Origin of the sequence: Aliikangiella coralliicola (assembly GCF_007004725.1) — a bacterium.
Classification (GTDB): domain Bacteria; phylum Pseudomonadota; class Gammaproteobacteria; order Enterobacterales; family Kangiellaceae; genus Aliikangiella; species Aliikangiella coralliicola.
Window position 1 is genome coordinate 446,892 of sequence record NZ_ML660161.1, and the last position, 23,684, is coordinate 470,575.

21 protein-coding genes are annotated in these 23,684 nt (G+C 41.8%); 17 read left to right on the top strand and 4 right to left on the bottom strand.

The window, feature by feature from the left end; all coding sequences use genetic code 11:
* Positions 1 to 107: 107 nt before the first annotated feature.
* The 8 genes from FLL46_RS04835 (at position 108) to gpsA (ending at position 7,674) form a co-directional block, all read left to right on the top strand.
* The gene (locus FLL46_RS04835) at positions 108 to 2,369 is read left to right on the top strand and encodes a serine/threonine-protein kinase (protein WP_142892347.1); all 2,262 of its coding nucleotides are present in this window, start codon (positions 108 to 110) and stop codon (positions 2,367 to 2,369) included.
* Positions 2,366 to 3,106 (top strand): Stp1/IreP family PP2C-type Ser/Thr phosphatase, encoded by a 741-nt coding sequence (locus tag FLL46_RS04840; protein WP_142892348.1) that lies wholly within the window; start codon positions 2,366 to 2,368, stop codon positions 3,104 to 3,106. Before FLL46_RS04835 ends, FLL46_RS04840 begins: the two co-directional genes overlap by 4 nt.
* A 185-nt stretch (positions 3,107 to 3,291) precedes the next feature.
* Positions 3,292 to 3,639 (top strand): FHA domain-containing protein, encoded by a 348-nt coding sequence (locus FLL46_RS04845; protein ID WP_142892349.1) that lies wholly within the window; start codon positions 3,292 to 3,294, stop codon positions 3,637 to 3,639.
* Between the two features lie 291 nt (positions 3,640 to 3,930).
* Positions 3,931 to 4,839 (top strand): SPFH domain-containing protein, encoded by a 909-nt coding sequence (locus FLL46_RS04850; protein WP_142892350.1) that lies wholly within the window; start codon positions 3,931 to 3,933, stop codon positions 4,837 to 4,839.
* Between the two features lie 53 nt (positions 4,840 to 4,892).
* Positions 4,893 to 5,342, top strand: coding sequence for an NfeD family protein (locus FLL46_RS04855; RefSeq protein WP_142892351.1), 450 nt, complete (start codon positions 4,893 to 4,895; stop codon positions 5,340 to 5,342).
* A 275-nt stretch (positions 5,343 to 5,617) separates the two neighbouring features.
* Positions 5,618 to 6,043 (top strand): rhodanese-like domain-containing protein, encoded by a 426-nt coding sequence (locus FLL46_RS04860; RefSeq protein ID WP_142892352.1) that lies wholly within the window; start codon positions 5,618 to 5,620, stop codon positions 6,041 to 6,043.
* 72 nt (positions 6,044 to 6,115) lie between these two features.
* Positions 6,116 to 6,643 (top strand): protein-export chaperone SecB, encoded by a 528-nt coding sequence (secB, locus tag FLL46_RS04865; protein ID WP_142892353.1) that lies wholly within the window; start codon positions 6,116 to 6,118, stop codon positions 6,641 to 6,643.
* Positions 6,644 to 6,660: 17 nt separating this feature from the next.
* The gene (gene gpsA, locus FLL46_RS04870; protein ID WP_142892354.1) at positions 6,661 to 7,674 is read left to right on the top strand and encodes an NAD(P)H-dependent glycerol-3-phosphate dehydrogenase; all 1,014 of its coding nucleotides are present in this window, start codon (positions 6,661 to 6,663) and stop codon (positions 7,672 to 7,674) included.
* A gap of 280 nt (positions 7,675 to 7,954) precedes the next feature.
* Here the strand turns inward: gpsA and trmL are convergent, their stop codons facing one another.
* The 4 genes from trmL to serA form a co-directional block, all read right to left on the bottom strand.
* Entirely contained in the window at positions 7,955 to 8,428 is a 474-nt protein-coding gene (gene trmL / locus FLL46_RS04875; RefSeq protein ID WP_142892355.1) for a tRNA (uridine(34)/cytosine(34)/5-carboxymethylaminomethyluridine(34)-2'-O)-methyltransferase TrmL, read from the bottom strand.
* 25 nt (positions 8,429 to 8,453) lie between these two features.
* Entirely contained in the window at positions 8,454 to 9,848 is a 1,395-nt protein-coding gene (ntrC, locus tag FLL46_RS04880) for a nitrogen regulation protein NR(I) (protein ID WP_142892356.1), read from the bottom strand.
* Positions 9,841 to 10,902: a nitrogen regulation protein NR(II) gene (gene glnL, locus FLL46_RS04885; protein ID WP_142892357.1), complete on the bottom strand. Its 1,062-nt coding sequence runs from the start codon at positions 10,900 to 10,902 to the stop codon at positions 9,841 to 9,843. The genes ntrC and glnL overlap by 8 nt, the downstream gene beginning before the upstream one ends.
* Before the next feature lie 238 nt (positions 10,903 to 11,140).
* On the bottom strand, positions 11,141 to 12,376 hold the full coding sequence (gene serA, locus FLL46_RS04890; RefSeq protein WP_246119265.1) for a phosphoglycerate dehydrogenase: 1,236 nt from the start codon (positions 12,374 to 12,376) through the stop codon (positions 11,141 to 11,143).
* A 473-nt stretch (positions 12,377 to 12,849) separates the two neighbouring features.
* On the opposite strand from serA, the gene FLL46_RS04895 reads away from it, so the two are divergent.
* The 9 genes from FLL46_RS04895 (at position 12,850) to FLL46_RS04935 (ending at position 23,657) form a co-directional block, all read left to right on the top strand.
* Entirely contained in the window at positions 12,850 to 13,107 is a 258-nt protein-coding gene (locus FLL46_RS04895; protein WP_142892359.1) for an acyl carrier protein, read from the top strand.
* Between the two features lie 264 nt (positions 13,108 to 13,371).
* Complete coding sequence (locus FLL46_RS04900) at positions 13,372 to 15,471, top strand: xanthine dehydrogenase family protein molybdopterin-binding subunit (RefSeq protein ID WP_142892360.1); 2,100 nt, start codon at positions 13,372 to 13,374, stop codon at positions 15,469 to 15,471.
* A 355-nt stretch (positions 15,472 to 15,826) separates the two neighbouring features.
* Positions 15,827 to 17,254 carry a TIGR03013 family XrtA/PEP-CTERM system glycosyltransferase gene (locus FLL46_RS04905; RefSeq protein ID WP_142892361.1) on the top strand — a complete coding sequence of 476 codons (1,428 nt, stop codon included), beginning with the start codon at positions 15,827 to 15,829 and terminating at the stop codon, positions 17,252 to 17,254.
* A 9-nt stretch (positions 17,255 to 17,263) separates the two neighbouring features.
* Positions 17,264 to 17,881 carry an XrtA/PEP-CTERM system exopolysaccharide export protein gene (locus FLL46_RS04910; protein ID WP_142892362.1) on the top strand — a complete coding sequence of 206 codons (618 nt, stop codon included), beginning with the start codon at positions 17,264 to 17,266 and terminating at the stop codon, positions 17,879 to 17,881.
* A 12-nt stretch (positions 17,882 to 17,893) separates the two neighbouring features.
* Positions 17,894 to 19,417 carry an XrtA system polysaccharide chain length determinant gene (locus tag FLL46_RS04915; protein ID WP_142892363.1) on the top strand — a complete coding sequence of 508 codons (1,524 nt, stop codon included), beginning with the start codon at positions 17,894 to 17,896 and terminating at the stop codon, positions 19,415 to 19,417.
* Positions 19,418 to 19,420: 3 nt separating this feature from the next.
* Positions 19,421 to 20,245: a P-loop NTPase family protein gene (locus FLL46_RS04920; RefSeq protein WP_142892364.1), complete on the top strand. Its 825-nt coding sequence runs from the start codon at positions 19,421 to 19,423 to the stop codon at positions 20,243 to 20,245.
* Entirely contained in the window at positions 20,245 to 21,594 is a 1,350-nt protein-coding gene (locus FLL46_RS04925; RefSeq protein ID WP_142892365.1) for a hypothetical protein, read from the top strand. The genes FLL46_RS04920 and FLL46_RS04925 overlap by 1 nt, the downstream gene beginning before the upstream one ends.
* Positions 21,595 to 21,735: 141 nt before the next feature.
* Positions 21,736 to 22,497 (top strand): polysaccharide deacetylase family protein, encoded by a 762-nt coding sequence (locus FLL46_RS04930; protein ID WP_142892366.1) that lies wholly within the window; start codon positions 21,736 to 21,738, stop codon positions 22,495 to 22,497.
* Positions 22,494 to 23,657 (top strand): glycosyltransferase family 2 protein, encoded by a 1,164-nt coding sequence (locus FLL46_RS04935; protein WP_142892367.1) that lies wholly within the window; start codon positions 22,494 to 22,496, stop codon positions 23,655 to 23,657. Before FLL46_RS04930 ends, FLL46_RS04935 begins: the two co-directional genes overlap by 4 nt.
* Positions 23,658 to 23,684 lie beyond the last annotated feature (27 nt).

Below are 23,684 nucleotides of genomic sequence, written 5' to 3' on the forward strand. Positions count from 1 at the left end.
TTTCAGCAGGTTAACTTGCTCGATGCGAACACGGAAATTTTAGTGTTGTTTTGTCACCGAAGTTCAATAATTTCTCAACAAACCATGCCATTTAGGCTGTTGCAAACATGAAAAAAAGTGAATTACCTCTGTACAAAACTGGTTGGTTTTATTTGTTGGTTTTGGTAGTTGCTGCGGTAGGTTGGCTAATTCATATCGGAAAACTCAATCAACTTAACCAATGGAACCGTGAACTGCTTTACCAGATATTGCCCAATCGAGTGACCGATTCGGCCATAATGCGAGTGAAAATTAACTCGGAAGGGCCGTCGGCATTTCAGTCAGTGAAAACACTGATGGCACGATTTCCAAATGCAAGTTTGGCGCTATTGATTGGCCCCAATAATGCGATGATGCAACAGCTTAACCGGCATATTTCTAGTCAGCCAACGCGCCGTTCGATATTGATTGCCACTGATAACAGAGCATCAGCCTGGCAGTTCACTAACGGTGATTTAAGTCTCGGCTGGTTTAGCCAAAGCATTAATCGAGTGAGCGCCGTTCCCGAAATAAAATGGGTGACTGCGGCAGATGCTATCTATGCGCCGGTTGTTCGTCAAAACAATGGTGCTACTTCATTATTATGGCGTCACGATGAATCGCTCTATCCTTCTTTTGCAGGGCTGGCCGTTAGTGGCAATATGTTAGAAAAGTTGCAGTTGAAAGTTGGAAATTACTTTGAACTATTTGCTAACAGTCATCGGTGGCAGGCTGGTTTTACTGGCGATGTATTTGTGGCTGGAGAGTCATTAGATTCTGTGGATTTGCAAGCAGCCATTGCCACTTCAGCTGAGTCTGCGCCGCAGCTGTTATTAATTGAAGATGGTTATTTTCAACAAACAAACGAAGTTGTACGCGCTTTGGCAAGGCTGGAACAGGGAAACTATCTGGTTCAAGGGTGGCCAGTAATTTTATCTAGCTGGCTGCTGGTAATTTTCGGGCTGGCTCTAACCTGGTTTTTGATTCGTTTCTCGCTGACTAAGCAGTTGGCCATTATGGCTGCTTTCATCACTTTGTTGGTATTGGGACAATATGTCGCTTTCAGCCAGATGCAATGGTTGCCCATATTGCCGGTGCTTGCATATGTTTTCCCGGTTTGGCTGGTGTTAACCGGCTATCATTTTGAGCGGCTAAAGTTTATCGCGTTAAGAAACCAGCAAAATGAAATTTTATCGCTCGCCGCGCCGACGTTTTTTGAAACTCAGCAGTTTGAAAAAATACAACCCTGGCTGAATAATACATCGCCGGATTTGAATCTGGTAGAAAAGGTATTCGATATCGCTTTGCGAGCGGAAGCACAACAAAACAAGTCGTTGGCTGCTAAGTTATTTGAGTGGATTAACCAGACTGGTATTAAGCACGAAGGCAGTCAGCAAAAGTGGTCAGAGTATCATCAGGTGCTTGGCAAAGAGCAATTAGAATCGACTTTGGTGATCGAACCTGGCCAGACTAATCCTGGGTCGATGACTAGCCCAATTCAAAATATAGAAAACTTCGGCCGTTATCGCGTAGAAGGTGTTTTAGGCAAAGGCGCGATGGGAATTGTGTTTCAGGGAGTCGATCCTAAAATTAACCGTCATGTTGCCATTAAAACGTTGCAGCTTAGTGATGCGCAGGACGATCAAAATTTTGCGGAAACCAGGGAGCGATTCTTTCGCGAAGCGGAGACTGCAGGGAATTTAAGTCATGCCAATATTGTGACCATTTATGATGTCGGTGATGAAGGCGATTTGGGATACATTGCCATGGACTTATTGACAGGCGCTCCCTTGTCTAACTTCCTCAAACCGGAAAACTTGTTGCCTGCGCCACTGGTTTATCAACTAATGATTCAAATAACCGACGCGCTTGATTATGCACATAAGCAACATGTTGTTCACCGCGACATCAAACCAGCCAATATGATTTACGACGATGATATTCAGCGAGTGACATTAACTGACTTTGGCATTGCTTGTGTCGCTGACCAAAGTAAAACTCGGACGGGAACCATTATGGGAAGTCCATTTTATATGTCGCCCGAGCAAGTATTAGGTAAGCGAGTTGATGGCCGTAGCGACATATTTAGTCTTGGTGTCACTTTTTACCAATTGTTAAGTGGTTATCTGCCGTTTAATGGGGAATCTATCGCCAGCGTCGCCTATCACATTACGAAGAGTAAACACCAGTCGGTGAGACATTGGGACAGTCGTTTACCCGCTAGTGCAGTGAGGATTACGAATAAAGCTCTGCAAAAGGATATCAGTAAACGCTATCAAACGATGTTCGAGTTTAAGCATGCGCTAATCAGCGCGCTGAAACGAGATTTTAAAAAGGCACCTATTATATGATTTATAAAGTTGAAACAGCTTGTGAACAAGGAAATGTTCGTCCTAATAATGAAGATGCCATTCGTTACGGTATCGATTCAAGTTTGGGTGTTTTGTGGATGATTGTTGCCGATGGAATGGGAGGGCATAAAGCGGGTGAAATTGCTAGTGAAAAGCTTGTTGAAAAGGTAGAAGCAGAATTCGATACAATACGTGCTGTACCGTCGCTGGGTTGGAAAGATTGGATTGTTGCGACTTTAACTCGTGCTAATAGTAGTATTTATCAAGCAGCTCAAACTAATCCTGACTATCACGGAATGGGAACAACCGGCGTATTGTTGGTTTGTGACAGCGAGCGAGCATACCTTGCCTGGGTAGGCGATTCTCGTGCCTATCATTTTAGAGGAAACACGCTAAGCCAGTTAACTCAGGATCATTCGATGATTCAATACTTGTTAAAAAAAGGTTCTATCAGTTCAGAGGAAGCGGCGCGCTCGAATAGCAAGCATTTATTATCAAGAGCAATTGGCGTTAAACAGGAAGTTGAAGTCGATTTTGTTACTCAAGAGTTGCAGTCGACAGATGTTTTATTGTTGTCGACCGACGGTGTTCACGATCATTTGGCTGAAGCGGTTATTGCTGGATATTTAACAAAATCGGCCACAGGAAAGGCAGTTTGTGACGAAATGACTCGTCAGGCAATGGTGCAGGGCAGTCGAGATAATTTGACCTTGGGAATCGTTAATTTTAGTGATTAATTAAGCGGCTCATAAGGTCAATAGAGTTCTGGCGAAAAAGTTGAAACTGAGGTTTAATTGTAAAGTATAAACTGATATTGATTGGCTGCGTTATCAATGATAACAGTCAATTAAAAATGTTGGTGTACAGTGGGGTTTCATCAGGTTCCAAAATTTTAGTGGTAATTTGTTAACGGGAGTAATCAATGGCCTACCTGGCTTTAATTGTTGAAGATGTTGTGATTAACAAGTGGGAAATCAGTGATGAAGTAGTCATCCTCGGTCGTGCAAAAGATTGTGATATCGTCATTGATGATCAATCTGTGAGTTCCAAGCACGCGCGTCTGGTGGTTGAGTCTGATCCCTATATGGATGGTGTTGAAGTGGTTTACCTGGAAGATTTAAAAAGTACCAATGGGACTAAGTTAAATGGGCGTGGTGTAGAGCGAGAAAAACTGGTCGACGGTGACATGGTTAAAATCGGTTTTAACTACTTTCGCTTTGTCGGTGATGGCGCTCAGGGGTTAGATGAGACTGCTGTTATCGTAAGTTAAGATATTTCTGACAAAACTGTTTTTCAAGTAGTTTACTTCGCTAATTATTATTGTCACCAAATGAGCGAGGTAAACTCTCATCGTTAATTCCCCTTTCATTTCTCTAATTTCCATCGATAAGTTGGAATATTTTCTTTCTGTAAATCGTTAGATTGTTTGTTGATTTGTCACAACTGGTGATAAAAACATTGCGTTATACATTGCTTTGGGGCTTACTAATTAGACTAATATTTATCCGTAGACGAATACGGCATTAAAATTTTCGATTAACTTTTATTCAAGGAAAATATTATGGATGGTGGATTTATTGCGTTAGGTATCATGGGGGTCATTGTATTTTTAATCCTGCTGGGAATTAAAACCGTTCCCCAGGGATTTGAATATACTGTAGAAAGATTTGGAAAGTTTACCAAAAGCCTCCGACCTGGTTTTAACTGGATTACACCAGTCATTGAAACCGTTGGTGCGAAAGTGAATATGATGGAACAAGTATTAGATATTCCCGAGCAGCAAGTTATTTCTCAGGATAATGCAACGGTAACTATTGATGCCGTCTGTTTCTACCAGATCGTTGATGCCTCTCAGGCAATGTATGAAGTTAACGATTTGGAAAGAGCGATGCAAAATCTTGTGATGACCAATATTCGTACGGTTCTTGGCTCGATGGATCTGGATGAAATGCTGTCTAAACGTGATCAAATTAACGCGCGCATTTTGACTATCGTTGATGAAGCAACAAACCCTTGGGGGGTTAAGATCACGCGAATCGAAATCAAAGATATTTTACCACCTAAAGATTTGGTTAACGCGATGGCGCAGCAAATGAAAGCCGAGCGAATAAAGCGAGCGCAGATTTTAGAAGCTGAGGGCGAAAAACAGTCTGCAATTTTGAAAGCAGAAGGTCAGAAGGAAGCAGAAATCAGGCAAGCGGAAGGGGAAAGGCAAGCTGCGTTTTTAGAGGCTGAGGCACGGGAAAGGCAGGCTCAGGCTGAAGCTGCGGCGACCAATATGGTTTCTGAGGCGATCGCAAAGGGTGATATTCAAGCGGTTAACTATTTTATCTCGCAAAAATATATTGAAGCACTGGCTGATATCGGTAAGGCAGAAAACTCAAAAATAGTGATGATGCCATTAGAAGCGGGTTCTGTAATCGGTTCAGTTGCAGGTATTGCGGAAATTGTAAAGACAGTGAAAAGCTAACCAGGGTTAATAAGCGAGGTTGATTTTCATGACTGTTCTAAGAGGTGAATGAAATGTTTGATAGTCTGGTATATTGGCATTGGGTGGTTTTCGGCTTTGTGATGCTAATTCTTGAAATGTTGGCTCCCGGCGCAATTCTGATGTGGTTTGGCATAGGCGCTATTATTGTCGGTGGGTTATTGTTTATGTTTCCAGAAATGAGCTGGGAACTGCAAGTGCTGATTTTTGCGGTGTTCTCAATCACAAGTGTATTTGCCTGGAAACATTGGCGCAAAGGTAAGCCGGAGGACGATACTGAGTCGGGCACGCTTAACCAACGAGGAAGAGCTTTAATCGGCCGTCAGGTTCCACTAGTTGAAGGCATTAAAAATGGTGTTGGTCGAGTTCAAATCGACGATACATTCTGGCGTGTTGAAGGCAATGATCTGGAAGTCGGCACTTTAATCAGAGTAACTGACGCAGAAGGAGCAACGCTAAAAGTTGAGCCTGCTATCAATCAATAACAGGTTAGTCATTCAAATCATTGATATTTAATAAAATCAACAGGTTAATAAGGACCGTTCAGATTAATTATCTGAACGGTTTTTTGATCGGCTTGTTTGTAAACACAAAGCGGCACCAACGCCATAGATAAGGACATCTGGTGTGTGTATAATGCTCAGCCTTGTAAACCCAAACAACTTCAAAATACAAGTGTTTGGGTTTATTTTCCCTCAGCCGCTGAGGACGAAGTAATTGACGCTTGTAGTAGATTAAAAAGGCATTTTAAAGGCGAGTTATGAACGATTTTATCCAATTTGCTATCAACCACTGGGAACTATCAGGTGCCTGGTTGGTTGTTGCAATCTTATTGTTATCCCTACAAATTAAAATAATGGCTCATGGCCCAAAATCTGTGACGACACAGATGTTAACAAATTATGTCAACCGAGATGATGCCGTAGTAGTTGATATTCGCGGACAGGCAGATTTTAATAAGGGTCATATTCAAGGAGCAGTTAATGTTCCTTTGAGTAAAATAAAAGAAAGCGCAAAAGATCTTGAAAAATACAAAGACAGACCCATTATTATGGTTTGCGCTAATGGCATTCAAGTTTCAGGGGCTTGCCAAACCTTGCAAAAAGCGGGATTTGAGCGGCTTCATAAACTGACTGGTGGCATGGCGTCATGGGTTGGGGACAATTTACCAGTAGTGAAAAGTTAAAGTTGGCGGTGTCCGATTTACGCTGAAATTACCTGTAAAGAATTTTAATAATTGAGATAAAAGAGAGAAGTTATGACTGATCAAGTAGATACAAATCCAGAAGTTGCAGCGAACGAAGAACAGCAAGCACCACAATTCGCCATTCAGAGAATTTATGTAAAAGACATTTCTTTTGAAGCACCAAACCTACCTGAGTTGTTCAATGTTGAATACAAGCCACAAGTCAAAATGGAAATGAACAGTAAGTCTCGCAAAGTTGCAGACAATCATTTTGAAGTTGTGTTAAGTGTGACTTTAAGCGCTGAACTTGAAGAGAAAACAGCATTTCTTGCTGAAGTTCAGCAAGCAGGCTTGTTCTTCATCAATGGTTTTAACGAGCAGCAAACTCACCAGTTACTAGGTGCAGCAGCGCCAGAGTCGCTTTATCCTTACGTCCGTGAGGTTATTTCAAACCTGATTGGTCGCGCAAACCTACCTGCTCTTCAACTAGCACCGGTTAACTTTATGGCGCTTTACGCAGAACGTATGCAAAAAGCTCAGGCAGAAGCACAGCAACAAGCAGAAGGTGCTGAAAATACTGGTTCGGAAACTATTCAGTAGTTATCGTCCAATCGCAAATGTCTGATATTTTGCAAAAACCAATTGCGGTACTTGGAGCAGGGTCTTTTGGTACCGCATTGGCTATTCTGTTAGCCCGAAATGGTAATCGGACTATATTTTGGGGGCGAGACCCCGAGCAAATTGAGTCGATGAAAGAGAAAAGACTCAATCAGAAATACCTTCCTAACACACCACTACCACCAAATCTTGAAATTACCAGTGACTTTGAGAAAACCATTGAAGTTGCGCGAGATATTTTAGTGGTAACGCCAAGTTATGCATTTTCACAAACGCTCAATCGAATAAAGTCTTTGACAGACGATGATGTGAGAATTGTATGGGCGTGTAAAGGTCTGGAGCCAGATAGCAGCGATTTTCTAGAAAACAGAGTGATCGAAATTTTCGGAGAGGATTGTCCTAAGGCTGTCTTATCCGGCCCAACTTTTGCGCAAGAGTTGGCGGTGGGATCACCCACTGCGATTACCCTGGCCGCTGATGATGGCCAATTCGCCGCAGACCTGAGTCAACGATTGGTAAATCAAACATTTAGAGTCTATCTAAGCTCAGATTTAAAAGGTGTTCAATTTGGCGGGGCCTTCAAAAATATTTGTGCTATCGGCGCAGGAATTGCGGATGGTCTAGGATTTGGAGCCAATGCCCGAACAGCGCTGGTGACACGTGGGCTTGCTGAAATGATGCGGATGGGCGAAAAACTCGGTGGGCGAATCGAAACTTTTACCGGAATGGCTGGACTGGGTGATCTGGTGCTGACCTGTACAGATAATCAATCGCGTAATCGGCGGTTTGGCTTGGCGCTTGGTAAAGGCGCTTCGACCGAAAAGGCTGCAGCTGAAATCGGCCAAGTGGTAGAAGGTGTTAGAAATACTAAAGAAGTGCGTCATTTGGCAGAACTTCATGAAGTGGATATGCCCATTTGCCAATCAATCTACAATATTCTTTATTGTGATCAAGATCCAAAGCAGGCCGCAAGAGAATTGCTAACTCGGGCCATGAAAGTTGAGGGTGATTAAATTAACCTGAACTCGGGATAAGACCAACCATCCAGCACAAGTCTTTTAGCGGCTCTCTGCGTTGAATTTGCTACTAATAGCTGGCTATTACCACGCAAACTCGCCTTGATATCCACTAAAAGACTTGCACTGGCCGATTTTCTGCCTCGCCTTTTACTGCCTGTCTTTAACGATATGTTAGTAATGTCTTAAAATCTAAACGTTTTCTGGCTGTTCTTATCCCGAGTTCAGGTTAAGTTAATTACCTGTATTCTGAATCGTAATAACTGAATCATAACCACTATTCAGGCAAAAATGCCCCTTCAAACTCTAGTTGACGCCAGGCTTCATAAATAAAAATTGCTACGCTATTTGATAAATTCAGACTGCGACTATTTTCAACCATTGGCAGCCTGAGAATATTTTCAGCCGGCATGCTCTCTAATATTTCTACAGGTAGTCCCCTGGTTTCTGGACCAAACATTAAGTAATCCTGTCGATTAAATTTAACTTCTGTTGGATTTTTACGCCCTTTGGTCGAACATGAAAAAAGCCGAGCTGGTTTCTCTGTTTGCATAAAAGATTCAAAATCGGCGTGGATTTTCAAATCGGCAAATTCGTGATAATCCAGTCCGGCGCGGCGAAGCCGTTTATCATCAAGCGCAAAACCGCAGGGTTCGATGATATGCAGATAGAAGCCTGTGTTGGCGCACAGACGGATTATGTTCCCAGTATTCGGTGGAATTTCAGGTTCGAATAGTACGATATTTAACATCGGGTTCGCTTTTAATTAATTGGATTCAGATTTTGAGTTTTCGGGTCAGCGTATTTCGACCCCAGCCAAGTATTTTAGATGCTTCGGCCTTTTTTCCCAAGGTTATTTCTAAAGCTGTTTGAATGATTAATTGTTCGAGTTCAGCTTGAACCTTAATAAAAGCCTGATGATCGCCTTTTTGGTAATCACTGACAAGTTTGCTGGACAATTGTTTTTGCCATTGAGTTGGCGGAGCATATTGCTCAATCTCAGGTGCAATATCGGGTGGTAGATCCTGGGGCATAATGAGCTGGCTGTTGGCCATCACTGAAAGCCAGCGACAGACATTCTCCAGCTGACGAACATTTCCCGGCCATGGGTAACTCTCCATAATCGCCAGGGCCTCTCGAGAAAGGCGTTTTTGTGGTTCTCTCAGCTCAAGGGATATGGTGTTCAGAAAGTGCTCAGCCAGCAGTGGAATATCGCTACTCCGCTGACGCAATGGCGGCAAGTGCAGTGGAATGACATTTAGTCGATGGTAAAGATCTTCGCGAAACTCTCCACTTTCGACCTTTTTGTGCAGGTCCTGATGAGTCGCAGCGATGATTCTCACGTCCACATGAGTCGGTTGATTAGAGCCTATCCGATAAAATGCACCCTCAGAGAGTACGCGTAATAAGCGAGTTTGAGTTTCTAAGGGCATGTCGCCGATTTCATCGAGAAACAAAGTCCCATTATCGGCTTGCTCGAATCGCCCCTGATAACGGCCGCTAGCACCGGTAAATGAACCTTTTTCATGGCCGAATAGCTCTGATTCGATCAGATCTTTGGGAATCGCGGCCATATTAAGCGCGATAAAAGGTGCCTGTTCTCTGGGGCTGTGCTGGTGCAGTGCGTTTGCAACCAATTCTTTTCCCGTGCCTGATTCACCGTGCAAAAGCACTGTGACTTGAGAGTTTGAAAGTCGCCCAATCGCTCGATACAAGTCTTGCATTGCGGGAGACTCGCCGATGATAGAAAACTTATTATGTTTAATATCTGCTTGTTGCTGACTTTTAACTGAGGGTTTAGGAGCCAGTGCTCGGTTGACTGTGGCGACCACTTCATCGAGGTCGAACGGCTTTGGTAGATATTCGAAAGCACCTTTTTGGTAAGCTTGAACCGCACTTTCCAAATCAGAATGGGCTGTCATAATGATCACGGGCATATCTGGTAAAGCACTCTGACATCGAGAAAGCAGCTCCATTCCACTTTCTCCAGACATGCGTACATCGGTGATGAGTAAATCAAAGGTATGAAACTCCAACACAGAGAGCGCACTTTCGGCAGAATTGGCCTGTGTGACTTTATGCCCCATATCCTGAAGGAGCTCATTGAGAACCCATCGAATACTTTCGTCATCATCCACCAATAGCAGATCTTTGGATTGTGCTTCAGTCATTATTATATTCCAGCGGTAGATACAGACTAAAACAGGTATGTCTTGGCTTGCTTTCCACTTCAATAATTCCACCATGTCGTTGTACCAGGGACTGTGCAATACTCAGGCCAAGTCCGCTGCTATTCTTACCACTGATGGTTGGGAAAAAAATATCCTTCAATAATGTGTCTGGTATACCAACACCGTTGTCTATCACGTCGATTCGGATAACTTGCTTGTGTTGAACTTTGCCGATGGTGTGTTGGTGCAGGATTCTGGTTTTAAGCTGAATTTCTCCAGCGCGATCAATCGATTCACCTTCAATGGCTTCAGCCGCGTTTTTTATCAGATTTAACAAAGATTGCTGGATCTGGCCTGGGGATAGTAATAATTCCGGCAAACTGGGATCGTAGTTTTTAATAATTTTTATCGGGCTTTGGTGTTGCAAGAGGGTAATTTCAAGTGCTTTTTCAATGAGTAAGTGAGCATTTACTGATTGCTTTTCCTCAGGTTCAGCAGGAAGGAGTAACCGACCGACCAGATCACTTAAGCGGTCGGCCTCGTTGATAATGATTTGCGTATACTGGTTAGAAAAATCGCTGGGAAGCTTCCGTTCCATTAATTGGGCTGCCCCTTTTATTCCACCGAGAGGGTTTTTTATTTCATGGGCTAAATTTCGAATAAGATGGTTACTGACGCGATTTTGTTGTTGTAATTCCATATCCTTGCGAATATTCGCGTGGTGTTCACTACTCTGGAACTCCAGCAGGAGATAGCTTTCTTGCTCAAGCTCGATACGCGAAATCATAATGTTACTACTTACTAACCCTGCAGCGCTTCTAATTTGGGCCTCTTCAATGAAACCCGATTGTCGTTGTTGATAAAACTGGTGCAGTGTATTTTGGTCAAAGTCCGCTCTTATCAGGCTAAACAGGTTTTCTCCTTTGATTTGACGACATGAATATCCAAGTAGTTGTTCGGCCGATTGGTTGAGGTATTCCACCTCGCAGGCTTTGTTGAGGAACAAGATTGCGGTATTGAGAATATTCAGTGAAAGGTTTGAGAAAATTGACATTGAATTTTATCGGTCATTTAATTGCATGAATGCTTCAATTTTGCGCCCTGATTTTTATCCATTCTTATCTAAACTGTGCGTTACGAATGATCTATTTTGGTGAATTTATAAAATAATATTTTAATAGTGCACTATTTTGGTGCAATAGTAAATCATATAAAGCGCTCGCTTATTTGATTATTAGGCCTTGTGTGACCCACAAGACCTAATAATACCGCGAACTCATCGCAGTCAGATTTTAGTAGAGAATCCGGGTTTTGATAGTTCCGGGGATCTGCTTGAGTGCTTCAAATGCTTTGTCGCTTGACGCCTGGTCAATATCGGTAACCACGTAACCAACATTTGCACTGGTTTGCAGGTATTGGGCAGAAATATTGACATTATTAGAAGAAAATACGTCATTAATACGAGCAAGAATCCCTGGCTCATTTTGGTGAATGTGACAAATGCGGTGCTTACCTTTATGTGACGGTAGTGCTACCTCCGGCAAGTTGACCGAAGATAGTGTTGAGCCATTGTCGCTATATTTAACCAGTTTTTCGCTCACCTCTATGCCGATATTGGCCTGAGCTTCCATTGTGCTGCCACCGACGTGAGGGGTGAGGATCACATTGTCGTATTCTCTCAATGGAGAAAGAAACTCTTCCTGGTTAGATTTGGGTTCCTTGGGAAATACATCGATAGCGGCACCATTAACAGCGCCAGTTTTTAAAGCATTAGCCAGGCTGTCAATATCAACGACTGTGCCGCGCGAAGCGTTAATTAGAATGGCACCTTGTTTCACATGTTTGAACGCAGTTTCATCCATCATATTCTTTGTGAGATCAGTTTCCGGCACGTGGAAGGTTACAACATCAGAGGTTTCTAACAATTGATGGAAACTCTCAGCAGCACGGGCGTTACCCAGGGCTAACTTGCTTTCAATATCAAAGAATTGAACCTTCATTCCAAGGTTTTCAGCTAATATTCCGGTTTGGGTGCCGATGTGACCATAACCGACGATGCCGAGGATTTTGCCTCGGGTTTCAAAGGAGTTGGCTGCCGATTTTATCCACTCTCCACGATGCGCTGCGGCGCTTTTTTGTGGAACGCCGCGTAGCAGCAGTATCATTTCTCCTAATACAAGTTCTGCGACGCTGCGGGTGTTAGCAAATGGTGCGTTAAATACTGGAATTCCTCGCAATTCGGTTGCTTCCAGGTCGACCTGGTTGGTGCCAATGCAAAAACAGCCGATGGCTGCCAATCTGGGAGCATGGGAAAGTAATTCTGGGTTTACCTGGGTACGTGAGCGAATTCCAAGAAAATGAGCGTCAGCCAAGGTCTCTTTTAGCTCATCTACGGGCAAGGATTTTGCTGCAGTTACAATATTTGTGTAGCCTTCGTTGCGAAAAACTTTTTCTGCACTTGCATGAATTCCTTCAAGAAGGACGATTTTAATTTTATCTTTGTTGAAAGATGTCGCCTGAGTTGTCACGATTTTTTTCCTGGGCCTGATTTTATGGAGAATGGTTAATGCTGCTAGCATATGAAAAAACTATTCTGAATGCTAGGGCCTGTTTGTTCTTTTATAAACCGCAACTGCCGAGTTCATTTTTTTTAACCAGCAAGGCAAAAGGTGAGTAATGTAGTTATTCTACATGCTCGACTTTTAACGCGGTTGGGCAAAAAAAAGGACCAGCCCTGCGGGTTGTGGCTAAAACCCTGCCACTCTGCGTTGTTTGTCGCTTATTTAGCATGACTAAACTGCGCTCCAAAGACCTTGATTGACAAAGTTTTAGCCACAACAGTTGCGGTCTATAAAAGAGTAAACAGGCCCAATAGTTCCTTACTAACAAGAAGTTATTAATGCAATTTATTCGCCTATCCAGCCCATTCAGATTAAATTCTCATGTGCAAAGCCCGCGAGTTACTGATAGAATCCCGCCAAATTCGGTAGAAGAATCAACTATGAGCAATAAAGACGTTTCCGCAATAATCAAACAATTACTCATCGAGACTCTGTCTCTTGACATGGCCATTGAAGAATTGGCCGATGATACCTTGTTGTTAGGAAATATTCCGGAATTCGACTCAATGGCTATAGTGTCGATTATTACCGCTATCGAAGAAACTTTTGGATTTATGGCCGAAGATGATGATCTGTCGGCAGAAGTTTTCGAGTCGGTTGAAACGCTTGTAAGATTTGTCGTGGAAAGGAGTCAGTAGTGGAAAGGAGCCAGTAGTCCGCTCTTTGATATTTAGAGACAAAAATAACTAAAAAAGAACAAGACATTTTAAAAAAGTCTCTTTAAAAGCTAATCAATCAACTTTTTCCAAAAACCGATTCAAGAGATATTTGCCAGTTACCTTGATTAATAGTTACCTTGGTTAATAATTTCGGTAGAGCGTCTGCGCTGGAAGTCAAACTTTCATCAAGACGAGCGTATAAAATGGTAGTCATCAAGTAAAAACAATTAGGACGGTTTTCGCATGAGTCAGCCAGAGAATCCTGGTCGAAGGAATTTCATTAAAGTCACAACCTATGCTGGAGTTGGCCTGTCTCTTGGCTTTCAACTCTCGGCCTGCAGCGATGACGCTGAAGATAATCAAGCCTTCACGCCTAATGCGTGGTTAACAATATTCCCAGACAATCGAGTACAGATTGCAATTTCAAAAGTTGAAATGGGCCAGGGAATACTCACTGCTATTCCCATCTTAATCGCTGAAGAACTTGAAGTTGACTGGTCGAAAGTGGAAGTCGAACTGGCTGAAGCATCGTCAAAGTATGGATCGATGTACACTGGTGGAAGTAAATCAATTCGAAACTTATGGTCGCCGTTACGAAAGGCGGGGGCGACGGCAAGAGAATTACTGATAGGGGCCGCTGCCAATCAATGGAAGGTGGCCACTTCCGAGTGTTACGCGAAAGAAGGTAAGGTTTGGAATAAGCAATCTGGACAACAAATTACCTTTGGAGAATTAACTGAAGCTGCGAAAAACGTAGCTGTTCCAGATAAAGTTACCCTTAAACAACCGAATGAATTTAACTTGATCGGTAAACCGGTTAAACACCTTGATGCAGCTGATAAAGTCACTGGAGCAGCGCAATTTGGAATTGACGTTGAATTGCCGGGTTTAAAATTTGCAGCGATTAAACACGCACCGGTGTTTGGTACTAGACTGCAATCCGTTGATGAGTCAAAAATTGCCGGACTTAGTGGTGTCCAAAAGGTCGTTAAGTTAGAAAAAGCGGTGGCGGTTGTCGCTGATTCGTACTGGCAGGCGCAACGAGCGTTAGATAAGTTACTGATCACTTGGACTGAATCTACCAGAGAAAAACTCAGCACTGCACAAATTCGAACTGACTTACAACAACTGGTCAATCAAAAGGGCGAGCTGGTTAAGCAAAATGGAACTATCGTATCCACCGGTAAAGAACTGGAAATTAATGCTGAATATTCTGCCGCGTTTCAAGCCCATGCACCAATGGAAACCGTTAATTGTACTGTCCATGTTCATGACGATGGTTGTGATATCTGGGCGCCGACACAGCACCCCGTTGCCGCTCAGGCTGAAGCACGGGAAAATCTGAATTCAGGCGTTGGATATTGGGCTAGTAAAATGCTCAGAAAAATTGGCGTATCCGACAATGTGCGAGTTTTTCCGACGCTGGTTGGTGGTGGATTCGGCAGACGATTAAAGCAGGATTATGTTGCAGAAGCTGTCATTATTGCAAAGCAGGTGGATTTTCCTGTGAAGCTCATCTGGTCTCGTGAAGAGGACATTCAGCACGACTTTTACCGGCCGTTTTCATACCATAAAATTGCCGCAAAAATTGACGAGCAGCAAAATATTATTGATTGGCAACATCACGCTGCCGGCGCATCGAAAGGACTGGTCGCCGGGAGCGCCCTTTCAATGCCTTATTCAATGGCACATCAGTCGTTATATTTCAGCCATAAAAACCATGGTGTGCCCATTGGTTCATGGCGTTCGATTGCAAGTTCTCATAACGCCTTCGTGACTGAGTGTTTTATCGATGAAATTGCCCATTCACTTAAAGTAGACCCACTAGAATTTCGATTGAAACTGGTTGCAAATAATCGGGCGAAATTGGTTTTGGAGAATGTGGCGCGCATTGCACAATGGCAGCAACGAGAAAATTCAGGTCGCGCTCTTGGAATCGCTCTGTACCCCTGTTTTGGTAGCTATATTGCAATGGTTGTTGAAGCTAAAGTTGATGACGCTGATGAGTTAAACATCGACAATATTTATTGTGTTGCGGATGTCGGTATCGTGGTTAACTCTGATACGGTCAAAGCGCAAATAGAAGGTGGGATTATTTTTGCTTTAAATGCCACCGTTAAACATTCAATTGAGATTGAACAAGGTCGTGTCAAAGAGAGTAATTTTGATGATTATTCGATGTTAAGAATAAATGAAATACCGCCTATTCATATCAATATAATTAACAGTAGTGAAAAGCCTGGCGGCGTTGGTGAAATAGCCGTGCCACCGTTAGCGCCCGCGGTGGCCAATGCCTATTTTGCAGCTACTGGAAAACGATTACGAAACATTCCGTTTTTATAATGTTAATTTTGTCGCAAAAAACAGGCGAACAAGCGATGAGTTTTAGTCGGTTATTGACAATAAGCTGCTGTCACTGTACGATTTTCAGCTTGCTTTCAATTTCTCAAAATAGAAATTGTTAATAATAATTAAAACGAAAAAGCTTTCAGTTTTAAACCAGATACTCTTAGTTGTTTAACTATAAAAATGAAGATTGAGAACTCATGTTTGAGGTGGTGAGTTCGATGTCTGAATGGGGAACTTAATAAAGCAATTTCAGTGCTTTTTAAGTATTAGTATTTGTGGGTTATTACTTGAGTTTTTTTGAATAACAACCGACTAACATTCTGCTTAGCCTTGGTATAGGGAAGTTCAAATGGCCACGGTCAAAATTTTTAATCATCATTTTCGAGTTCCGTACGTATTTCTAATCTTAATCGAGCTGTCTTTTTTGTTTGGTTCGGTTTACGCAGGCTCCTATTTACGATTTAGTGAATTATTGTGGCAGCCAACCGCTGAAGAATTGCAATTTTTTCCTCTGAGAGGAGCCATTTATGCAATCATCATGTTGTTTGCGATGGTCGCAATGGGTCAATATCAGACACCCGGTCCACGGGGTAAATATTATCTTCCGAGTATCGTTGTCAGGGTTTTAATAAGTTTGACACTCGGCGGACTAGCCTTAGCCGTTGTCTATTACGTATTTCCTAACATTGTTTTAGGCCGAGGAATTTTGGCTTATACCTTGTTGACCAGTTTTATTGGGTTGGTATTAATTCGGTTAATCTTTTTCCAGACAGTTGATGGACGTTCGCTTCGTCGTAAAGTTCTGGTATTAGGTGCCGGAGATTTAGCTAGCCATTTGTTGGATAAAACGGACCCGGTAAGAATATTAGCGCCTAAAAACGCGAGCTATGTGATTCATGGGTTTGTTGATTTTCCAGATGACCAACACTCCATTTCAGAACAATACCTGGTTAGTCCAGGGGATAATCTTGCTGAATATTGTGAAGCCTATGAAATTGACGAAATTGTGCTCGCGATTTCAGATCGCCGCAAGACTTTGCCTGTCGACGCTCTTCTTGATTGTAAACTTTCGAATATTAATGTTATCGATTTTGTTTCTTTCTGGGAAAGAGAAAAAGGCATGTTACGTCTGGATATGCTCAATCCAAGCTGGATGATATTCGCAGATGGATGCAAACAGAGCAGTTTTGGCCTGTCAATCAGACGAATATTCGATATTGCTATCAGCTTTGTTATTTTAGCAATGATGTTTCCTGTTTTGATCGTGACTGCAATATTGATTTTTATTGAAAGTGGGTTCAAAGGGCCAATTTTCTATTCTCAGATAAGAGTTGGTCTTAATGGGAAGCCTTTCAAATTGTTAAAATTTCGCAGTATGGTGGTGAATGCGGAAAAAGATGGTGCTCAGTGGGCTAAGCAGAACGACATGAGAGTTACCAGAATTGGGAAATTTATTCGAAAAGTACGTATCGACGAGTTACCGCAAATGCTGAATATACTCCGTGGAGACATGAGTATTGTGGGTCCGCGGCCCGAAAGACCTGAATTTGTTGAACAGTTGGATAATAAAGTGCCATTTTATAGCGCCAGACATAGAGTTAAACCGGGACTTGCTGGGTGGGCTCAGTTAAAATACCCGTATGGCGCAAGTGAAGATGATGCCTATAATAAACTACAATATGATCTCTATTACGTTAAAAACCACTCATTCCTGATGGATGTTCTGGTTTTGTTGCAAACAGTAGAAGTGATAATATTGGGTAAGGGCGCAAGATAGGGGAAAAAAATGAGATTAATACTTGTAATCGGGTTGTTGTCGCTAATTGTAGCTTGCGGGAGCACGCCAAAGGACGTTGCTTCAGGCCCGGCCACAAGCCAGGATAAAAAACTTCTGGTGGACCAATATTATATTGGCGTTGACGATATTGTGTCGGTCAATGTCTGGAAAAACCCGGAATTGTCGATTACTGTCCCGGTCCGACCTGATGGCAAAATTTCAGTTCCATTGGTTGGAGAAGTGACTGCAGGCGGAAAAACCCCCGTTGAAGTTGCCGACGATATTACGAACAAACTCGCTAAATATATAAGAGATCCGCGAGTGGCAGTGATTCTTAATGAGTTAAGAAGTCACGAATTCCTGTCTCGTGTTCGAGTGACTGGCGCGGTGAGATCGCCAATGTCTTTACCTTTTAGACAAGGTATGACTGTACTGGACGTGGTTTTGGAAGCCGGCGGCTTGAATGAGTTTGCCTCTGCTAATAGCACAAGATTGTTTAGAAAGGTTGATGGAAAGGTAAATACCATTGATATTGAGCTTTTTGAAATCCTCAATAACGGTGACATGGCAACAAATTACTCACTTGAGCCAGGAGATATCTTGTCTATTCCAGAGCGTATTTTTTAATTTGGTGACAATATGAAATTTTCGATTGGTGATCTTGTAAAGCGAATTCTTCGCGAAGCGTGGGAACGAAAAAAGATTGTAGCGGCGGTTTACCTGGTAACCGCGTTTTCGTTTTTGGTGCTTGCCTGGGTATGGCCGCGGGTTTATACCTCATCGAGTGTGATTTTAGTTGATCAACAGGACATTCTAAGTCCATTAATGGAAGGGACTGCTGTTACTTCTTCTAGCGTAATTGATCGGGCTAAGATGGCCAGGCAGGTAATTTTCAGCAGAGAATCGATGCTAAAAATTATTGATGCCGGTGAGTTTTTTGATGAAGAGCCTACTCCCGTTCAAATGGACTTACAAGTAGAAGAAATAAAGTCAAAAACAAATTTTAGTAATTCAGGCAAGAACTTAATCGAAATCCGGTTTAGTGATCTTGACCCCGAGAGAGCTTTTAACGTTGCTAAAACGATGACATCAATTTTTGTTGATGACACTATCAAAGCCAAGCAGGCAGAAAGTCGAGCAGCTTATGAGTTTATTAATAACGAGGTTAATAATTACCATAAAAAACTACAAGCGGTCGAACTGGCAATAAAAGAATTTCGTTCGAGAAATATTGATTCCTCCGCACCAGGCTCAAAAACTGTAACCAATGATCGCTTGTTGGAATTAAAGCGGCAATTGGAAAATATCAACCTGGAAATCCATAGTGAAGATTCTAAATTGTTGGCCAGACGAAGGCAGTTATCAGGTGAAGGAACAGGTATCAGCTCCTCAAGCTTGGCACGTGAATCTGCGTTGAATCAAAGAATTGTTAATCTCGAAAGCCGGTTGGACACACTTCGGCTCGATTATCATGATACCTTTCCTGACATTGTACAAATCAAAAGCCAAATTGCGACTTTAAAAAAGCAGATTGTCGAGGAAATAGAAAGTCGTAAGACTGGTGCATATGAAGAATTGAAAGAAGGTCCAATCTATCAGGAAGTAAGAAGCCAGGTGTTGAGAATTCAAACGAATATTTCAACCTTGAAATCCAGACGAGACCAAATTCAGAAAATGTATGATAAAGAAGCTGAAACCATGTCAAAGATTAACGCGGTTGATGCTGAGTTAGCAGAATTAACTCGTGACTATACGGTTAATCAAGAGCTTTACCAAGATTTGTCTCGGCGAAGAGAAAGCGCAAAAATTTCGATGAATATTGACCTTGAAAATCAGGGGTTATCAATCAAAGTTCAGGAAAATGCGACTTTACCAGTTGTTCCGAAAGGAATTCGTTTTGCCCACATAATATTGGCAGGCTTGGTTCTTAGTTTTGGCGCTCCCCTTGTTTTAGTTTACGGACTTTCTCTCATTGATAATAAAGTGCGTGATGAGCATGTCGTGACAGATTCACTAATGCTTCCTGTGTTGGCATCTGTGTATTATGTTAATACTCCAAGAGAAAGAAGAAGTAATTATATAAGTTCCTCCATTATGGTGATGATAGTTTTGGTTGTTTGGAGTGTATATGGTTACGCAATTTGGTTGAGAATGAATGGTTAAATTATGAGTATTATCGAATCTGCATATTTAAAGTCGAAGAAAGATAAAGGCGATGCTCTGGACGAGGAGAAAAGGGAAGAAATTCTTGCGCCTGGTGGTGAGTTTTCTGTTCCCAGAAAAAAAGAAGCGCAAGATTTGGTTTCTTCTCGGAAGGAAATCTCGAGAATGTCGCAAGAAGCCGTTTTTGAGCAAAATGATTACTTGTCAAAAAGGCTTATTTTTTCGAATATGCCGGACACTATCTTACTCAACAAATATCGAAATTTAAGAACTCGTTTGTTGGCTACATCCGAAACAGAAAATTTTGTTACCTTAGTAACATCTGTACTTCCCGGCGGAGGCAGTAGTTTAGTTGCTGCTAATTTAGCAACGACTTTTGCTTTTGACGAAGCGAAAACTGCTATGTTGATAGATGCCAATATACATCATCCAACCCTAAATAGTTTATTAGAAGTTAATGCAGAAAAAGGGCTTATCGATTATCTGGAATCTGAAGATTGGAAAGAAGATGAAATTCTCTACGAAACAAGAATTCCGCGTTTAAGATTTGTGCCTAGCGGGTTGGTTAGAGAAAATTCGGCGGAGTATTTTACTTCCGAACGAATGAAAAGTTTTATGCACCATTTAGTATCCCGTTATCCTGATCGATACCCGATTATTGATGCGCCGAGTATTGCTTACTCGGCTGATACTCAAATATTAACTGAGCTTTGTGATAAGGTCATATTAGTGGTTAAGTATGGACAGTGCTCCGAAGAAGAAATCCGCAAAGCGGCATTGGCTATTGGTAGAGAAAAATTTGCTGGAATTGTGCTCAATCAATTTTAATGAAAAATAATAAATACCTATCAAAAATTAAAACTGTCGCCGCATTCGCTATTTTAGGGCAGATCTACTCAGTGCATTCGCTGGAGTATGCTGTTTCTGTTAGTACTGAAACTGAGTATAGCGATAATATTTCACAAGCCCTGAACTCCGAAGAAGGGGATCGACTGTCACTGGAGTTAGGATTTACCTTATCAACAGAGAATACAAAGTCTTGGGATATTAATTTATCCGGTGCTTACTCCGATGAAAACTACTCGGTGGATTCTTTAGCTGATCAAACCAATAAAGAATTCGATGCGAGAGTTTTTTATCGACCGCCAACCAGCAATTTCAGATTGTTGTTTTTAGAAAGTTACACCATTGTTCCCAGAAACAGATTTGCTGTAGAGAATGTTGATAATACTAGAAACATCAACGTAGCCACTTTGAGGCCGTCATATTTTTTTAATGTCACTAGTGGGGATAAATTAAATATTGAAGTTTCTAAAACTGATTTAGATAATGACGAAATCGAAGGAGCAGGGTTTACCACTAACGGTTCCCGACAGGATGATGAGATTTCTGTCAGTTGGGAGCGTGTCATCAATGCAAACACATTTTTATCGATTGTCCGGAATGATGTCAAAGTAGACTATTCAGCGAGTATGGCGGAAGGCGCGGTCGACTACGATCAAATCGACACCTTTATTAGCTATCGAAGAGTGGTCGGGATGACTCAATATCAATTAGATTTTGGACGGTCGGAGCTGACTAATCAGCTCGGGCAAAAAAGTGAAGATGAATTGATTACCGCTTCACTTGGACGACAAATTAATCGAACTCACTTTATTAGCTTTAGCGGGAGAAAAGGATTTGATTCATTGTTAGGAACCGATATCGCCACTGAAACAGTTGATGTTATTAATCCAACTAATGAATTTCAATCTGCTTCGAAAGTGCGGGAGATCAATTTTGGCTATGCTATTGAAGATAACACAGATAGTTTGAGCTTCTCTCTCTTCGACCGTGAACTCATTGGTGTAGATTCCACTGATGAAGAAAAGCGTCAGGGATTAACTGCTCAATATTCTGTTTCTATGTCTCGTTATTTCAATACGCCGTTAGAGTCGAATATTGAAATTGGGTACAGTTTAGCCAAGAGTGATTTTTCTATCACTGGTGTTAATACATCCGCAAACTCGGTAGAAAACTTGAGACTTAGATACAATCACAATCAGACAAGAGCATTGTCTTACTATGCTGAAATATCGAGAAGACTTAGCTATTTGCAATTAGCTGGTTTACCGGAAGAGAAAAGAGACTCATCGTCGATAGTTATCGGAGTACGTTATAACTTTACTCCACGTTAACCAATTCTATTGATTGAGAGATGGTCTTAGTTTATTTAAAAAGGAATTTTGTCAGAGGTTCTTTTCAAAAGCAGGCAGTATGTTGTACCAATAACCGCTTTTATTAAAGCGGTTATTGTTGTCTGTTTACCAGGAATTATTATGAGTTCAATTTACATGTATCACGCAGTGGGAAATGAAACGCAGATTTCCGGTGCGGATCCCTTTTATGCAGTAACAGAAAGCAACTTCCGCGAGCAGGTTCGCTTAATTGGTGATAGCTTGCCAATTGCAACGCAAATTGCGGACAAAGGATATATTAGCCAGCATTGCATTACTTTTGATGATGGTCATTTATCTAACTACTCTGTCGCATTTCCAATTTTAAAAGAGCAAGGATTAAAAGCCGAATTTTATGTTAATAGTGCTTTTATCGGCCAACCTGATTATATGACCTGGCAGCAGTTGCGTGAAATGCTAGAAGCTGGGATGACGATTCAGTCTCATGGTCATACTCATCCATATTTTTCCGATTTATCCAGTGAGCTGATTGAAAGCGAGCTTGATAGTTCAAAGAAGATGATTGAAGACAAACTCGGAGAGGCAGTGGTGGTATTTGCGCCGCCTGGGGGTCGTTATGACAAACGAGTCGTTTCTATCGCAGAGCAACTTGGATATCGATGTATCGCCGATTCTTCGCCAGGAATATGCCAGGCTAACCATGGATTTACAGTTCCTCGATTTCCTATTCTTGCCAACACTAGCAATTCACTAGTTAATGATTATAAGAATAAATACTCAATACCTGTTTTGAAGCAGACAGCAAAATATTATTCTTTTGCTGTCGCAAAAAAAGTTTTAGGTAATAAGATTTATGACAACATCCGTAGCAAATTATTAGGTGAAACAAATACGAGCGTATGAGCGAGTTAATCTTTTGGCTTTGTGCCTTCATGATGTTTTATATTTTTGCCGGGTATCCGGCATTAATTTTATTGCTATCTAAATTTAAGTCGCCGGTGTCCCATAGTCCCATCAAAGAATATCCGACGGTTGAAGTCATTATTGTTGTCAGAAATGCTGAAAGCTACGTTGCGGAGAAAATAGCGAGCATTCAAAACCTTGACTATCCGGCCGATAAAATTAGAACTCTATTTATTTCCGATAATTCAACCGATGGAACGGTTGATGTTATCAACAAGCTTACTGAAGTTGAAAATGACACTGATGGAGTTGAAGGTCAGGAAAAGATCAGAGTTGTTGATAACGAGTTCAAATCGTCAAAATCTGCTTGTTTAAATCAGGCAATTAAATTATCTAACGCAGATTTACTACTACTGACAGATATAAGACAAACATTGGAATCCGATAGTCTCCAAAAGCTTGCTCGGCACTTTTCGGATGATTCGGTCGGTGCCGTGAGCGGTGAACTGGTTTTACGAGATAGTGATGGAAACGATTTTGGCAGCGGAATGGATGCTTATTGGCGTTATGAGAAATTTATTCGGCATCATGAATCCCTGGTTGATTCGGTTCCTGGAGTGACTGGTGCGATCTATGCGATGCGCCGAGAACTTTATCAGGACATTCCAGCGGAAACTTTACTGGATGATGTGCTCATTCCCATGAATTTGATTCTGAAAAACAAAAAAGTATTGTTTGAGCCTGAAGCGATTGCCTATGACATTCCATCGTCAGATATTGGTCGAGAGAAAATTCGGAAAACTCGTACACTTGCAGGCAACTGGCAATTGCTGCAACTGAGACCTATGTTGCTTAACCCATTGAAAAATAGAATTTGGCTGCAGTTTATCTCTCATAAGATATTAAGGTTGATTAGCCCTTTATGTCTGTTACTCATGTTTTTTGCCAGTATTTTAGCAGCGAAAGATTCCGCTTTCTTTGTGTTAGTCAGTGTGCTGCAAATAGTCGTTTATGGAACGCTTTTAGTTGCTTTAAAGAAACAGCAACTACTAAAGCATAAACCCATAAAGATTGCTTATTCGTTTATGGTGCTAATGTATTTCACTGTACTAGGCTTCTTGTTTTTTGTTTCTAAAAAACATTTGCAAATATGGAAGTAGTGCCTATGCTATCAATCACTGAATGTT